14 protein-coding genes are annotated in these 14304 nt (G+C 62.9%); 11 read left to right on the top strand and 3 right to left on the bottom strand.

The window, feature by feature from the left end:
- Window positions 1-25 precede the first annotated feature (25 nt).
- The 3 genes from MKD49_RS08735 to MKD49_RS08725 all read left to right on the top strand — a co-directional run bounded on the left by MKD49_RS08735 (window position 26) and on the right by MKD49_RS08725 (window position 2559).
- Window positions 26-958, top strand: coding sequence for an HDOD domain-containing protein (locus MKD49_RS08735; protein WP_121040171.1), 933 nt, complete (start codon window positions 26-28; stop codon window positions 956-958).
- Between the two features lie 522 nt (window positions 959-1480).
- The gene (locus tag MKD49_RS08730) at window positions 1481-2230 is read left to right on the top strand and encodes a transporter (RefSeq protein WP_051156555.1); all 750 of its coding nucleotides are present in this window, start codon (window positions 1481-1483) and stop codon (window positions 2228-2230) included.
- 122 nt (window positions 2231-2352) lie between these two features.
- Window positions 2353-2559: a hypothetical protein gene (locus MKD49_RS08725; protein WP_039788137.1), complete on the top strand. Its 207-nt coding sequence runs from the start codon at window positions 2353-2355 to the stop codon at window positions 2557-2559.
- A gap of 87 nt (window positions 2560-2646) precedes the next feature.
- On the opposite strand, the gene prpF is transcribed toward MKD49_RS08725, so the two are convergent.
- From prpF to MKD49_RS08710, 3 genes are read right to left on the bottom strand one after another with little or no spacing between them, the layout of a single operon-like run.
- Entirely contained in the window at window positions 2647-3837 is a 1191-nt protein-coding gene (gene prpF, locus MKD49_RS08720; protein ID WP_209568978.1) for a 2-methylaconitate cis-trans isomerase PrpF, read from the bottom strand.
- Window positions 3834-6455 (bottom strand): Fe/S-dependent 2-methylisocitrate dehydratase AcnD, encoded by a 2622-nt coding sequence (acnD, locus tag MKD49_RS08715; protein WP_252696092.1) that lies wholly within the window; start codon window positions 6453-6455, stop codon window positions 3834-3836. The genes prpF and acnD overlap by 4 nt, the downstream gene beginning before the upstream one ends.
- 53 nt (window positions 6456-6508) lie before the next feature.
- Window positions 6509-7231, bottom strand: coding sequence for a GntR family transcriptional regulator (locus MKD49_RS08710; protein WP_034332584.1), 723 nt, complete (start codon window positions 7229-7231; stop codon window positions 6509-6511).
- Window positions 7232-7493: 262 nt separating this feature from the next.
- On the opposite strand from MKD49_RS08710, the gene MKD49_RS08705 reads away from it, so the two are divergent.
- From MKD49_RS08705 to MKD49_RS08670, 8 genes are all read left to right on the top strand, one after another.
- A complete protein-coding gene (locus tag MKD49_RS08705) occupies window positions 7494-8231 on the top strand; it encodes an IclR family transcriptional regulator (RefSeq protein ID WP_034332582.1) in 738 nt (245 codons plus the stop codon).
- Window positions 8232-8369: 138 nt separating this feature from the next.
- Window positions 8370-9122 (top strand): glutamine ABC transporter substrate-binding protein, encoded by a 753-nt coding sequence (locus tag MKD49_RS08700; protein WP_084320297.1) that lies wholly within the window; start codon window positions 8370-8372, stop codon window positions 9120-9122.
- 113 nt (window positions 9123-9235) lie between these two features.
- Complete coding sequence (locus MKD49_RS08695; protein ID WP_039788129.1) at window positions 9236-9901, top strand: amino acid ABC transporter permease; 666 nt, start codon at window positions 9236-9238, stop codon at window positions 9899-9901.
- On the top strand, window positions 9898-10674 hold the full coding sequence (locus MKD49_RS08690) for an amino acid ABC transporter ATP-binding protein (protein WP_371925450.1): 777 nt from the start codon (window positions 9898-9900) through the stop codon (window positions 10672-10674). Before MKD49_RS08695 ends, MKD49_RS08690 begins: the two co-directional genes overlap by 4 nt.
- A complete protein-coding gene (locus tag MKD49_RS08685; protein ID WP_252696091.1) occupies window positions 10664-11323 on the top strand; it encodes a HutD family protein in 660 nt (219 codons plus the stop codon). The genes MKD49_RS08690 and MKD49_RS08685 overlap by 11 nt, the downstream gene beginning before the upstream one ends.
- 97 nt (window positions 11324-11420) lie before the next feature.
- Entirely contained in the window at window positions 11421-12887 is a 1467-nt protein-coding gene (locus tag MKD49_RS08680) for a formimidoylglutamate deiminase (RefSeq protein ID WP_252696090.1), read from the top strand.
- A gap of 19 nt (window positions 12888-12906) precedes the next feature.
- A complete protein-coding gene (gene hutG, locus MKD49_RS08675) occupies window positions 12907-13704 on the top strand; it encodes an N-formylglutamate deformylase (protein ID WP_252696089.1) in 798 nt (265 codons plus the stop codon).
- Window positions 13705-13863: 159 nt separating this feature from the next.
- The gene (locus tag MKD49_RS08670; protein ID WP_034332574.1) at window positions 13864-14301 is read left to right on the top strand and encodes a universal stress protein; all 438 of its coding nucleotides are present in this window, start codon (window positions 13864-13866) and stop codon (window positions 14299-14301) included.
- Window positions 14302-14304: the final 3 nt, after the last annotated feature.

The raw sequence follows: 14304 nt of genomic DNA, 5'->3' as shown, positions 1-14304 counted from the left end.
ACTCAAAAGAATCACACCAATCCTCATGTCTCATTACGTCGATCCCAAGGTTTTCCGTGAACTGCAAGACTCCGAAGTCTTGCCTGCGCCTTCCGGCGTGCGTCTGAAGATCATGCAGATGTGCCAGCAGGAAGACATCGCGCTGCCGGATCTGGTGGCGCAGGTGCAGGGCGACCCTGTACTGGCCGGCCGCCTGATCCAGATTGCCAACATCCCCAACATCAACAAGGGGCGCATGGTTGCAGCCGTCAATGTCGAGCTGTTGCTGATGGTGGGGCTGCACGCGGTACGCCAGATGGCGCTGGCGATTTCGCTGACGGAATCGGCACGGCGCGGCGATTGCAAGGAATTCGATTACGACCTGTTCTGGAGCCGTTCCACGGCCATGGCCTGCGCCGGCCAGGCGTTGGGCGACCTGCTGCAGGTGGCTCCCCCGGCAGAAATGTTCACCATCGGCCTGCTGGCCGATATCGGCCGCCTGGGTCTGGCCTCGGCCCGCCCCAAGCGGTATGGCGAACTGCTGGCTAGCGGCGTGCAGGGCAGCCAGTTGCGCCAGGAAGAAAAGGCGCTGTTCGGATTCAATCACCTGGAGCTGGCCGCCGCGATGATGCAGGATTGGCATTTCCCCAAGCTCTTCTGTGAAACGGTGCTGTATCACCATGACGCCGACAATACCGGCATGGACGAGGAAGACCGCCAGCAGCGTCTGATTCGCTTGCTGGAACTGGCGGCTTGTGTGGCGGACGTCTGCGTGGCCAGCGATGCCGCACGGCCAGCTTTGCTGCCGCGCCTGCTGGCGCTGGGTGAGCGCTTCGAGCTGCCGCTCTCCAGCCTGGAGTACCTGTGCGGCCGCGTTTCATGGGACTGGAGTGACTGGGGGGCCTTGCTCAAGGTGCCGACCCGGGTGCTGCGCGAGATCGGGACCGAACTGGCTGCCGCCGCGGAAAAGCCGGAGTGACGGATCTGCAAGAATCGTCAGATTTAGTCATGAAAAATCGAAGTTTTTTGTTGCTGATTTGTCAGTCGCCGATGGTACTATCCCCCTCGCTCTGGAAGTGAAGCGCCTCTGTTGACCGTCAGGATCGCTGCGGGAACCGCCTGCAGCCGGCATTCCCCGTCATCATCAGACCCTGCCAAAACTTCGCTTCCAGCCGCATGCAAGGCTCGATGAACCCAGCCAGATTGATGTTCCTTCCGTAAAAGCCACGGCATTTACCGCAGCCACCAACGAGGACATATTCATCAATAAGGCCTTGCCTGCGCCTCTCCTGTCCGGAATGCCTGGCAAATTCCTTTGCTAATGTGTCCCGGCATGGCAGCGGCGCGATTTCCCTTCGGTTCGCTCCGACCACTTTGCTGTACCCGTCGCCTGCGGCGTGCTCCGTCACGTCCGTGGCAGGCACGGGTGTGTCAGTGTGGCCACGCGAATGCCGTACCGATCAAAACAAAGTACACAAAGTACAAGAAAGTGGGGTCTTTCATGAAAAACAACACCATCCGTCTGTCCTGCCTGACCGCACTGCTGCTGGCAGCCAGCCATCCCGCCTTCGCGGCCCATCCGCTGAACACCGACGATGCCGGCGTACAGGGGGCCGGCGGCATCCAGCTCGAAATGAATACCGACTGGAGCAAGCAGAGTGGCGATGCCGGCCACGTCGGGGCATTTACGTTCACCTATGGTGTCACCGACAAGCTCGACCTCTTCTTCAACCTGCCACAGACCTTTCAGTCGCCTAACGGCACGGGGGTGGGCGATGTCTCGGCAGGAGCAAAGTGGCGCTACTACGAGGCGGACGGTCTGGCCCTGGCGCTCAAGCCGGAATTGTTCATGCCCAGCGGCGAGGAAAGCAAGGGGCTGGGGAGCGGCCGCAACGGCATGGGCCTGACTGGCATCGCTTCCTACGAGACCGGCCCCTGGACCCTGCACGGCAACCTGGGCCTGCGCTATAGCCCGTACAAGCTGGAGACTGACCAGGAAACGAAGCGCAAGACCATCTGGCGCGCCTCGGTGGCGGTCTGGTATGGGCTGAACGAACAATGGCGCCTGGTGGCCGATACCGGCGTGGCGCAAAATCAGGATGCATCGAGCCGGAAGTTGCCATCGTATGCCCTGGTAGGGGCCATCTGGTCGCCCAACAAGACGGTGGACATCGATGCCGGCGCCAAATTCGGCCTGAACAAGGCCGAGGTGACGCGCCAGTTCGGCGTCGGGGTGACCTTGCACTTCTGACGAGGCAGGCAACGGCGCACAAAGCTTCATCTCTGTGCGCTGCAACATGCAATGCGCTGGAAAGCCGCGGCAAATCTGCTATCGTTGACCTTGGCGCTAGGCCACGACTAAGGAGACGACATATGGATCTGGTGGAAAAATTCGATGCCAAGGGCAAGACCGGCGCACCTTACCACGTAGAGGTGTATCAGACGCAACAGGACGAGGCCGATGAAGCGGCCCGGGCCTTCAGCCGCAGCTACAAGCTGGCCGATGGTCGCGCGCTGGATCCCCTGACCAACGAGAAATTCAGGATCGTCCAGACCGGGGAGAAAATCTACCGCGTCTGAGTCCACCCTGGACCCGCAAGCCGATCAAGCCGGCACCGCAAGGTGGCCGGCTTTTTCATGTCTGCAGCCACTGGCCGCAGCCTCGGCTCAGAACGCGTCCCCCGGTACCCGCACCCAACCCTCCATCAACACCCGCGCGCTGCGGCTCATGATGGCCTTGGTGACGACCCACTGGCCGTCTTCCAGCTTCGCTTCCGCACCGACACGCAAGGTCCCGGACGGATGGCCGAAGCGTACGCTGGTGCGTTCACCGCCGCCGGCCGCCAGGTTCACGAGCGTTCCGGGAATGGCGGCTGCCGTGCCGATGGCCACGGCAGCCGTGCCCATCATGGCGTGGTGCAGCTTGCCCATGGACATGGCACGCACCAGCACGTCGGTATCCTGTACCGTGACGGTCTTGCCGCTCGAAGAGACATATTCCTTGGGCGGCGCAACAAACGCGACCTTGGGCGTGTGCTGCCGGGTCGCGGCTTCTTCCACCTTGCTGATCAATCCCATGCGGATCGCTCCATGGGCGCGGATGGTCTCGAAGCGGGCCAGCGCGGCGGGATCGCTGTTGATGGCGTCCTGCAGTTCGGTGCCGGTATAGCCGATCTCGTCGGCATTGAGGAAGATGGTCGGGATGCCCGCATTGATCATGGTGGCCTGGAAGCTGCCGACGCCGGGCACTTCCAGCGTATCGACCACGTTCCCGGTGGGGAACATGGCACCGCCGGCGCCTTCTTCCTCGGCCGCCGGATCCATGAATTCCAGCTGGACTTCAGCGGCGGGGAAGGTCACGCCATCCAGTTCGAAGTCGCCGGTTTCCTGCACCTGTCCGCCGCGAATGGGCACATGAGCCACGATGGTCTTGCCGATGTTGGCCTGCCAGATGGTGATGACGGCCACGCCGTCCTGCGGCACTTTGGACGGGTCCACCAGCCCGGCGGAAATCGCGAAGGGGCCGACGGCTGCGGACAGGTTGCCGCAATTGCCGCTCCAGTCCACGAAATCCTTGTCGATGGAGACCTGGCCGAACAGGTAGTCGACATCATGGCCCGGCCGCTCGCTGCGTGAAATGATCACTGTCTTGCTGGTGCTGGAAGTCGCACCGCCCATGCCATCGATCTGCTTGCCATAGGGATCGGGACTGCCGATCACGCGCTGCAGCAGCTTGTCGCGCGCAGGGCCCGGGACGCGGGCGGCTTCGGGCAGGTCATCCAGCTTGAAGAAGACGCCTTTGCTGGTGCCGCCCCGCAGGTAGGTGGCGGCAATGCGGATCTGGGGGACTTGGCTCATGCTTGTTCCTTGGCGTTCTGGCCGGCGTTGGCGGAGGCTTCCAGGAAATCCTGGGCGAAGCGTTGCAGCACGCCGCCGGCTTCGTAGATCGACACTTCTTCGGCGGTATCGAGGCGGCAGGTCACCGGCACTTCCACACGCTCGCCATTCTTGCGGTGGATCACCAGCGTCAGGTCGGCGCGCGGACGGCGCTGGCCGATGACGTCATAGGTTTCGGTACCGGCGATGGCGTAGGTATTGCGGTTTTCGCCGGCCTTGAATTCCAGCGGCAGCACGCCCATGCCGATCAGGTTGGTACGGTGGATGCGTTCGAAGCCTTCGGCCACGATGGCTTCCACACCCGCCAGGCGCACGCCCTTGGCGGCCCAGTCGCGCGAGGAACCCTGGCCGTAATCAGCCCCGGCAATGATGATCAGCGGCTGCTTGCGTTCCATGTAGGTTTCGATGGTTTCCCACATGCGCATGACTTTGCCTTCCGGTTCCAGGCGCGCCAGTGAACCTTGTTGCACGCTGCCATCGGCCTTCCTGACCATTTCGTTGAACAGCTTGGGATTGGCAAAGGTGGCGCGCTGCGCGGTCAGGTGGTCGCCGCGATGGGTGGCGTAGGAATTGAAGTCTTCTTCCGGCAAGCCCATCTTGGCCAGGTATTCGCCGGCCGCGCTGTCGAGCAGGATGGCGTTGGAGGGCGAGAGGTGGTCGGTGGTGATGTTGTCGCCCAGCACGGCCAGCGGACGCATGCCCGAGAGCGTGCGCTCACCGGCCAGCGCACCTTCCCAGTAGGGCGGACGGCGGATGTAGGTGCTTTGCGGACGCCAGTCGTACAGCGGGCTGACTGATTGGCTGCGGTCCACGCGGGCGGAGAACATCGGGGTGTAGACATTGCGGAACTGCTGCGGCTTGACTGCGCTGGCCACCACGGCATCGATTTCCTCGTCGCTGGGCCAGATGTCCTTGAGACGGATTTCCTTCCCTTCGGCGGTCACGCCCAGCACGTCCTGTTCGATATCGAAACGGATGGTGCCGGCAATGGCATAGGCCACCACCAGCGGCGGCGAGGCCAGGAAAGCCTGCTTGGCATACGGGTGGATGCGGCCATCGAAGTTGCGGTTGCCGGACAGTACGGCAGTGCTGTAGAGGTCGCGGTCGATGATTTCCTGCTGGATCTTCGGATCGAGCGCGCCTGACATGCCGTTGCAGGTGGTGCAGGCGAAGGCGACGATACCGAAGCCCAGCTTTTCCAGGTCAGCGGTCAGGCCGGCTTCTTCCAGATACAGTTCCACCGCCTTGGAGCCGGGTGCCAGCGAGCTCTTGACCCACGGCTTGCGGGTCAGGCCCAGGCGATTGGCATTGCGTGCCAGCAGGGCGGCTGCGATCACGTTGCGCGGGTTGCTGGTGTTGGTGCAGCTGGTGATGGCGGCGATGATGACGGCCCCATCGGGCATCTTGCCTGGCTCGTTCTCCACCTTGCCGGCGATGCCTTGGGCGGCCAGTTCGGAGACCGGCAGGCGCTTGTGCGGATTGCTGGGACCGGCCAGGGTGCGGACCACGGTGGAGAGGTCGAAGCGCAGCACGCGCTCGTATTCAGCCTTGCTGAGGCTATCGGACCACAGGCCCGCCTCCTTGGCATAGGTTTCCACCAGCTTGACCTGTTCATCTTCGCGACCGGTCAGCTTCAGGTAGTCGATGGTCTGCTGATCGATGGAGAACATGGCGGCCGTCGCGCCATACTCCGGGGCCATGTTGGAGATGGTGGCGCGATCCCCCAGCGTCAGGCTGGCCGCGCCATCGCCATAAAATTCCAGATAGGCCCCCACCACCTTCTGCTTGCGCAGGAATTCGGTCAGCGAGAGCACGATGTCGGTGGCCGTGATGCCGGGCTGGCGGCGGCCGCTCAGTTCCACGCCGATGATGTCGGGCAGGCGCATCCAGGAGGCGCGGCCGAGCATGACGTTTTCCGCTTCGAGGCCACCGACGCCGATGGCGATCACGCCCAGCGCGTCCACGTGCGGGGTGTGGCTGTCGGTGCCGACCAGGGTGTCGGGGAAGGCCACGCCATCCTTGGCGTGGATCACCGGCGACATCTTCTCCAGGTTGATCTGGTGCATGATGCCGTTGCCGGGCGGGATCACGTCCACGTTTTCGAACGCCAGCTTGGTCCAGTCGATGAAGTGGAAGCGGTCTTCATTGCGGCGGTCTTCGATGGCGCGATTCTTTTCGAAGGCCTGCGGATCGTCGCCGCCACATTCCACCGCCAGCGAGTGGTCCACGATCAGTTGCACCGGTACCACCGGGTTGACCTTGGCCGGGTCGCCGCCCATGTCGGCAATTGCGTCGCGCAAGCCGGCCAGATCCACCAGCGCGGTCTGGCCCAGGATGTCGTGGCACACCACGCGCGCCGGGAACCACGGGAAGTCCAGTTCACGCTTGCGTTCGATCAGCTGGCGCAGTGAATCCGTCAGGGTCACCGGATCACAGCGGCGCACCAGGTTTTCTGCCAGCACACGGGAAGTGTAGGGCAGGGTTTCCCATGCGCCAGGACGGATCGCTTCCACGGCGGCGCGGGCATCGAAATAATCCAGTCGGGTGCCCGGCAGTTGCTTGCGGTATTGGGTATTCATGGCGGTTGGCTCGTGTCTCGTTGATGGAATGGTTGTTGTGTGGAGGAATGCGTTCAGGCCTGATCGCGCTGCTGCCCGGTACTGCCGGGCCCGGTCTGGGCGATCTGGTGTTCGATGTTGCGGCGGGAGGCCCCGATGTGACGCCGCATCAGCAGGTCGGCCAGTTCGCCGTCGCCATCGGCCAGGGCATCGAGGATGCGGTGGTGTTCGGCAAAGGCCTGGCGTGGCCGGTTGGGTGCGGCCGAATACTGGATGCGATACATGCGCGCCAGCTGGTACAACTCGCCGCAGAGAATGCGCGTGAGGATCTGGTTGCCGCTGGCTTGGATGATCTTGTAATGGAAGTCGTAGTCGCCTTCCTGCTGGTAATAGCCGCGTCCGGCCTGGAAGGCTTCGTCCTTCTCGTGGGTTTCCAGCACCCGGCGCAGCTCGTCCAGCTCGGCGCGGCTCATGCGCTGCGCCGCCAGGCGGCAAGCCATGCCTTCCAGCGATTCGCGGATCTGGAACAGTTCCACCAGCCCTTCCAGGGTCAGTGAAACCACGCGCGCTCCCACGTGCGGCACGCGCACCAGCAGGTTCTGGCCTTCCAGCCGGTGGATGGCTTCGCGCAGCGGTCCGCGGCTGATGCCATAGGTGCGGGCCAGTTCCGGTTCGGAAATCTTGCTGCCGGGCGCGATCTCGCCCTGCACGATGGCGCTCTGGATTTTGCGAAAAACGTGTTCTGAGAGGGTCTCTCCCTCACGTTCGGCACCAGGCAGTGCAATCAGCTCGCTCATGGGTTTTTTACCGTGTCAACAATCCAAGGGATTTGATGCGTTTAATCATAGCACTTCGCCTGAAAAATGGAAGAAGTGTCGACACTAGAATATTTTCGGCACTACCTAGTAAAAAAATAGCATGAGGCAATTTTCGTTACAGGTGAGAAAATTCAGCCGCCCGCTGGGAATATATGAAAAAGTAGCTCAAAATTTTTCTATTTATTTCCTCATATACGGGAATCGTTCGCCCAAAGTGAGAATTTAACCTTATATTGCCGCCATGGACTCACCACAAACCTCTACCATCGTTGACCGCGTTCTCCACGTACTCGCCGGCGTGGCCCGTGCCGGCAAGCCCGTCAGTGCCAAGCAGATTGCTGCGATGGTGCAACAACCGGTCAGTACCGTTTATCGCCACCTGGCATCCCTCAAGAAATGGGGACTGTTGCAGGAGCACATGAATTCCGGCACCTTCGAGCCGGGTCCGACCGGGGTGCAGCTGGCGTGGGGGTTCGACCAGAACTCCAACCTCATCAGCCAGAGCCGCGAGGAAATCATTTCGCTGGTCCAGCGCAGCGGGGAGAGCGTGGGCCTGCTGGTGCCGATCAACGGCCAGATGGTGTGCATCGCCATGGAAGAAAGCGATCAGCCACTGCGCTGTTCCTTCACCAAGGGCCGGGCACATCCCTTGCTTAAGGGAGCATCGGCCAAGAGCCTGCTGGCCTTCATGCCACGCAAGCTGCAACAGAAACTGGTGGCTGACCAGCTGGGCGACAAGCCCGAGGAAGCCGCCGCGCTGGAAGCACAGCTCGATGAGATTCGCCGTCGCGGCTATTCCATCAGCGAGAGTGAAGTGGACCTGGGCGTGTGGGGCGTCTCGGTACCCATCATGACTTCCAATGGCCGCCTGGAAGGCACCATCACCCTGATGGCTCCGGCCCTGCGCGTGGGTAACCGCGAACAGGAGCTGGTCCGCATGACGGTGGAGTCCGCCCAGCGCATATGTAATCGTTTTTAAGCCAGTCAGGCTGCGCCGTCCGGAGAGACGGTGCTGGCTGGACGCGGGAGGGCCCCATCCGGGCCCAGGGATGAATAATCCATTGCGCCGGTACCCCGGCGTCCAGTCCATGTCGTCGTTTCTACCGAGGAACTCATGATGAAGCTTTCCCGCCTGCTGTGCGCCGTCTCGGCCAGCCTGTTTCTGCTGGTGGCGGCCGCGCCTGCCGCCCGTGCCGCCGACAACGTGATCCGTGTCGGTACCGATGCCACCTTCCCGCCGATGGAATTCGTCAAGGATGGCAAACGTACCGGTTTCGATATCGAATTGATGGAAGCCCTGGCCAAAACCATGGGCAAGAAGATCCAGTGGATCGACATCGACTTCAAGGGCCTGATTCCCGGCCTCATTTCCAACCGCTTCGACATCGCTGCCTCGGCCATCTACATGACCGACGAGCGCCGCAAGGTGGTTACCTTCAGCGATCCCTACTATCGGGGTGGGCTGGCCGTGCTGGTGCGGCGTGACGACAACAGCATCAAGGTGCCGGAAGACCTGAACAAGGGAAAGCGCGTCTCGGTCCAGGTCGGCACCAAATCGGTGAGCTATCTGCGTGACAACTTCCCCGGCGTGGAACGCGTGGAAGTGGAAAAGAACCAGGCCATGTTCGACCTGCTGGCCACCGGCCGCGTCAATGCGGTGGTGACCGGCCGTCCGGCCGCCGTCGAATATGCCCGCACCCAGCCGCTGGTACGTGTGCTGGACAAGGGATTGACCACCGAACTGTATGGTTTTGCCCTGCGCAAGAACGATACCGCGCTGGTCGAGCATCTCAACAAGGCCCTGCAGACCTTGCGCATGAACGGCACCTACGATGCGCTGACCGACAAGTGGTTTGCCAGGAAGGACTGAGTTCCTGCGCACCTGGCCTGGCGTTGTCGCCGGGCTCCTCCATTCCTCTCTGCATGGCCGACCCGGTCCGCCAGCCGTGACCGGGCAAGCGACTCCTTTTGCCGGAGCACTTCATGAAACTGGATTTTTCGGGCGTCTGGGACAGTTGGCCCTCGCTCCTCCACGGCACCATGGTGACCGTGGAAATCACCGCCGCCTCGCTGGTGCTGGGGTGCGTGCTGGGCCTGCTGACCGGCCTGGGGCGGCTCAATCCGCAGCGCCGGCTGTTGTATGGTCTGTGTACTTTCTATCTCACGCTGGTACGAGGCACGCCCTTGCTGGTGCAACTGTTCCTGTGGTTCTTCGGATTGCCGCATGTGGGCGTGATTCTGCCGGCGTATGTGTGCGGCATCCTCGGGCTCGGTATCTACAGCGCTGCCTATATTTCGGAAATCGTGCGTGGCTCGATCCAGTCCATCGAACGCGGCCAGATGGAAGCGGCACGCTCGCTGGGCTTGCCTTATCGGATGGCGATGCGCCGCGTGATCCTGCCGCAGGCCTTCGTGCGCATGATTCCGCCGCTGGGCAATGAATTCATCGCGCTGATCAAGAACTCGGCACTGGTGTCGTTGCTGACCATCGCCGACCTGATGCATGAGGGCGAGAAGATCATCAGCATTACTTACCGCTCGCTGGAAACCTATCTGGTCATTGCCCTGATCTATCTCGTGCTGACCAGCGTGACCACGCTGGCGCTGCGCCGGATCGAGAAGGTCCTGCGCTCCGAAGGGAGGGTATGATGGAACACAGCGTGGTCGATATCAAAGGCTTGCGCAAATCCTTCGGCAGCCATCTCGTGCTCAAGGACATCGATTTTTCGGTCGCCCCAAGTCAGGTGGTCGTCATCATCGGCCCCAGCGGCAGTGGCAAGAGCACCTTGCTGCGCTGCCTGAACGGGCTGGAGACCGCCGAGGGCGGCACCGTGGTGGTCGGCGGCCATACGGTGGTCGAGGGCGGGCGCATGATGCCCGAAGCCATGCTCGATGCGCTGCGCGCCGAGGTGGGCATGGTATTCCAGTCCTTCAACCTGTTCCCGCACCTGAACGTGCTGGACAACATCACCCTGGCACCGACCTGCCTGCGCGGCGTGCCGCGCAAGGCGGCGCAGGAGCAGGGGCTGCGGCTGCTCAGGAAGGTCGGGCTGGAACACAAGGCGAAGGAATATCCCGGCACCTTGTCCGGAGGCCAGAAGCAGCGCGTGGCCATTGCCCGTGCGCTGGCCATGGAACCGAAGGTGATGCTCTTCGACGAGCCCACCTCGGCGCTGGATCCGGAACTGGTCGGCGAAGTGCTGCAGGTGATGCAGGACCTGGCCAGCGACGGCATGACCATGCTCATCGTCACGCACGAGATGGGATTTGCGCGCGAGGTGGCCGATGTGGTGGTGGTGATGGATCACGGCAGCATCGTCGAGTCCGGTCCGCCCTCCGAGATATTTACTTCACCGCGCGAGGCACGTACCCGCAGTTTCTTGCAAACCATGCTGGCCCGCGAGGTGGGTCATGCCGGGTAAAGCCGATGCGGTGGCGGGTTCCGGGGTGCCGCAGCACGGCGCGATAGCGTTCGTCGGCGAGCTGGCCAGCGTGGCAGCCGTCCCCTGGAAGAACGAGGGCGGGCAGACCCGTGAACTGTGCGTGGAGCCGCCGGAGGCCGACTTCGCCAGTTTTATCTGGCGGGCCAGCGTGGCCGACGTCGGTAGCGATGCAGATTTTTCCACCTTCGAGGGTATCGATCGCACCATTGTCCTGCTTGAAGGCGGCGGTTTCACGCTGCACAGCGAGGGACGGCAGGTCCACGATCTGGCGCACTGCTTTGCGCCCTACGACTTCCCCGGCGAGCAGCCGATCCAGGTGCGGATGCATGGTGCGCCCACGCTGGACTTCAACCTGATGGTGCGGCGTGAAGTCGCCGAGGGCAGGGTAGTGATGCTGGACGAGCGCAATTCGCGTTGCCTGCCCAGCCACAGCGCTTTGTTGTACGTGGCAAGAGGCGCCGCCTGCCTTTCCGATGAAGACGGTCTGCAACAGGCCTTGCGCGCCGGCCAGTTCGCGCGGCTGCAACCAGGGCACAGAGCGCGCATGCCCGATCTGCTGTGTGCGCCGGGGGCGGTGGTGCTGCTGGTCTGCATCATCCCCAAGCCAAAGGAAGGCCAGCACATGTAAGCGTTGAAGCGCCGAGGCCGTTCTGATTCCACCCGCTGCAAGCGGCACAACGGTGTCCGGCATACACTACAAAACCGCCAGTATAAAAGGTGAGCATATGGCATCGCTTGGCGAACAAACACAGCAACACCTGCATGCACATCCACAGCCGCATGCGCACGCGCTCCCTCGCCAATCGGCGCGTGCCCTGTTTTGCCCGCTGGCCTTGCTGCCGGATGGCTGGCAGCATGACGTCCTGCTGCGCTGGGATGACTCGGGACGCCTCATTGAGGTCAGCGTCCGCAGTCCGCGCGGCGAAGCAGCTCAGGCATCCGGCCCGGTGATTGCCGGCATGCCCAACTTGCATTCGCATGCCTTCCAGCGCGCCATGGCCGGCCTGACCGAGGTCATGGGCAGTCCTTCGGATTCCTTCTGGAGCTGGCGCAAGCTGATGTACCGTTTTGCCCAGCGACTGCAGCCGGAGCACCTGCACGCCATTGCCTGCCATCTCTATATCGAGATGCTCAAAGCGGGCTATACCTCCGTCTGCGAATTCCATTATCTGCACCACGCCCCGGGCGGCAGCCCCTACGCCGACCGCGCCGAACTGGCGCTGCGTCTGATGCAGGCGGCGTCCGAGGCGGGCATCGGCATGACCCTGCTGCCGGTGCTGTACCAGTACGGCGGCTTCGGGGGCCAGCCGGGTTCGCAGGAGCAGGCGCGCTTCATCGCTACGCCTGACGGCCTGCTGGCCCTGCGCGAGCGCCTGCTGCACGCCTTGCCGGAGAACCCGATGCGCCGCTATGGCGCAGCCCCGCATTCGCTGCGGGCGGTATCGCCGCAAGGCCTGGAAGAACTGGTCAGCGGCCTGCGCCAGCAGCCGGGAGGACGCGACGCACCCGTTCACATCCACGTCGCCGAGCAGTGGCGCGAGATTCAGGATTGCCTGGCCTGGTGCGGCCAGCGTCCGGTGCAATTGCTGCTGTCGCTGCAGGAGGTGGATGCGCGCTGGTGCCTGATTCACGCCACCCACATGGATCAAGGGGAATACCTGGATCTGGCCGCCAGTGGTGCGATCGTGGGACTGTGCCCGACGACCGAGGCCAATCTGGGCGATGGCATCATTGATGCCGGGCAGCTTTTGCAGTCCCGGACTCCCTGGGGCCTGGGCTCGGACAGCAATATCGCCATCAACCCGCGTTCCGAATTGCGGCTGCTGGAGTATGGACAACGCTTGCATCATCGCCGGCGCAACGTGCTGGCCTCCGAAGCGTCACCGGCCACGGCCGACCGCCTGTTTGCCCAGGCCGTGGCAGGCGGTGCGGCTGCCAGCGGCCGCGCGGTCGCCGGACTGGCTGTGGGGCAGCAGGCGGATTTCGTGGTCCTCGACGGGGACGACGTCAACCTGGCCGATCGCAGCCCCGGGCAATTGCTCTCGGCCCTGGTGTTTTGCGAGCATGATGGCCAGCCCATCCAGGATGTCTACGTGGGTGGCCGCCAGGTCGTGACCGCCGGGCAGCACCCCTTGCAGGATGATGCGCGCCGCGCCTATCGCCGCGCGATTGCCGAATTGTTGAAGGATTGAGGACCGCACGATGCCAGTAATGCCGCACGATATTTGCCAACTGCACCAGGGCAGTTCGCCCCTGCTGATTTCCATGCCTCACGTGGGCACCCGTCTGCCGGAGGAGTTGCTGGCCTCCTTTAGTGCGGTTGGCCTGCAGGTGGACGATACCGACTGGCATATCGCCGAGCTCTATGATTTTGCCGTTGGTCTTGGTGCTTCGGTGATTCGTCCTTTTCATTCACGTTACGTGATCGATCTCAACCGGCCAGCGGACGGACAGAGCCTGTATCCGGGGCAGAACACCACCGGGCTGTGTCCGCTGACGACATTCGACAACCTGCCGCTGTACCGCGAGGGCTGTGAGCCGGATGCCGCCGAGGTCGCACGCCGCCTGCAGGTCTACTGGCATCCCTATCATGCGGCACTGCAGGCCGAACTGGCGCGCCTGAAGGCAGTGCATGGCTACGCGCTGCTGTGGGATGCGCACTCGATCCGCTCGGTGATTCCGCATCTGTTCGAGGGCGAACTGCCGGTCTTCAATTTCGGCACTGCCAGCGGTGCTGCCTGCGCACCTGGTCTTGGAGAAGACTTGCTGGCGCTGGCGCAGCAACTGGCACCGCAGTTTCCCGCCGTACTCAATGGTCGCTTCAAAGGCGGCTACATCACTCGTCATTACGGCCAGCCCGCCCGGCAGGTCCATGCCCTCCAACTGGAATTGGCGCAGCGCAGCTACATGCAGGAGCACGCACCTTACGCGTTGCAGGCAGCGTTGGTAGATCGGCTCAAGCCGGTGCTGCAGGCGCTGGTGACGCGCTTCATGGCGTTTCATCCCTGATGCGAGCCTGCGCCCGTACCATTTGATCCAGCGCAAACGCAGGCCAGCTGCGGCGCTGCAGCCCGGGCGGCTTGATGCATGTCAAATCCGTTCATGCAGGCGAGGCTTAGTATGCAGTCATACCAAGTCAACGCAATCCAGTCACCTGCTGAGGTCATCATGTTCAAGAACATCCTGTTGGCAACCGATGGTTCCCGTCTGTGCAACGAATCCGTCAAGGCCGCCATCGCGCTGGCCAAGAGCTGCGGCAGCACCCTGGTTGGCTTGTCGGTAGCAGGCAATCTGCGGGCCTTGTCGATTCCTGAAGTCAGCGTCGGCGTGGATGTGGAGCGCACCGATGAAGCCGGCCGCGAACGCGCCCTGGCCAGCGTCGAGATGATCACCGCGATGGCCCGTGAAGAAGGTGTCCCCTGCACGGTGCAGGTGGCCCAGGGTGGACGTCCCTTTGAGGAGATCATGCGCGTGGCCGAACGCGAGCACTGCGATGCCATCATCATGGCCTCCAAGGCCCGTTCCACGCTGGGCCGCCTGCTGCTCGGCAGCCAGACCCAGAAGCTGCTGGCGCATAGCAAGGTACCGGTGCTGGTTTATCGCTAATTG

This window comes from Herbaspirillum sp. WGmk3 (assembly GCF_023952535.1).
Lineage (GTDB): Bacteria > Pseudomonadota > Gammaproteobacteria > Burkholderiales > Burkholderiaceae_D > Herbaspirillum > Herbaspirillum huttiense.
This window is presented reverse-complemented; position numbering and strand designations above follow the sequence as displayed.

What these genes read in the sequence shown, in the direction of transcription:
- MKD49_RS08685 (WP_252696091.1), top strand. Translation starts at nt 10,664, where the DNA reads ATGCCGGGTAAAGCCGATGCGGTGGCGGGTTCCGGGGTGCCGCAGCAC.
- MKD49_RS08725 (WP_039788137.1), top strand. Translation starts at nt 2,353, where the DNA reads ATGGATCTGGTGGAAAAATTCGATGCCAAGGGCAAGACCGGCGCACCT.
- MKD49_RS08690 (WP_371925450.1), top strand. Translation starts at nt 9,898, where the DNA reads ATGATGGAACACAGCGTGGTCGATATCAAAGGCTTGCGCAAATCCTTC.
- MKD49_RS08730 (WP_051156555.1), top strand. Translation starts at nt 1,481, where the DNA reads ATGAAAAACAACACCATCCGTCTGTCCTGCCTGACCGCACTGCTGCTG.
- MKD49_RS08705 (WP_034332582.1), top strand. Translation starts at nt 7,494, where the DNA reads ATGGACTCACCACAAACCTCTACCATCGTTGACCGCGTTCTCCACGTA.
- acnD (WP_252696092.1), bottom strand. Translation starts at nt 6,455, where the DNA reads ATGAATACCCAATACCGCAAGCAACTGCCGGGCACCCGACTGGATTAT.
- prpF (WP_209568978.1), bottom strand. Translation starts at nt 3,837, where the DNA reads ATGAGCCAAGTCCCCCAGATCCGCATTGCCGCCACCTACCTGCGGGGC.
- MKD49_RS08695 (WP_039788129.1), top strand. Translation starts at nt 9,236, where the DNA reads ATGAAACTGGATTTTTCGGGCGTCTGGGACAGTTGGCCCTCGCTCCTC.
- MKD49_RS08680 (WP_252696090.1), top strand. Translation starts at nt 11,421, where the DNA reads ATGGCATCGCTTGGCGAACAAACACAGCAACACCTGCATGCACATCCA.
- hutG (WP_252696089.1), top strand. Translation starts at nt 12,907, where the DNA reads ATGCCGCACGATATTTGCCAACTGCACCAGGGCAGTTCGCCCCTGCTG.
- MKD49_RS08670 (WP_034332574.1), top strand. Translation starts at nt 13,864, where the DNA reads ATGTTCAAGAACATCCTGTTGGCAACCGATGGTTCCCGTCTGTGCAAC.
- MKD49_RS08710 (WP_034332584.1), bottom strand. Translation starts at nt 7,231, where the DNA reads ATGAGCGAGCTGATTGCACTGCCTGGTGCCGAACGTGAGGGAGAGACC.
- MKD49_RS08735 (WP_121040171.1), top strand. Translation starts at nt 26, where the DNA reads ATGTCTCATTACGTCGATCCCAAGGTTTTCCGTGAACTGCAAGACTCC.
- MKD49_RS08700 (WP_084320297.1), top strand. Translation starts at nt 8,370, where the DNA reads ATGAAGCTTTCCCGCCTGCTGTGCGCCGTCTCGGCCAGCCTGTTTCTG.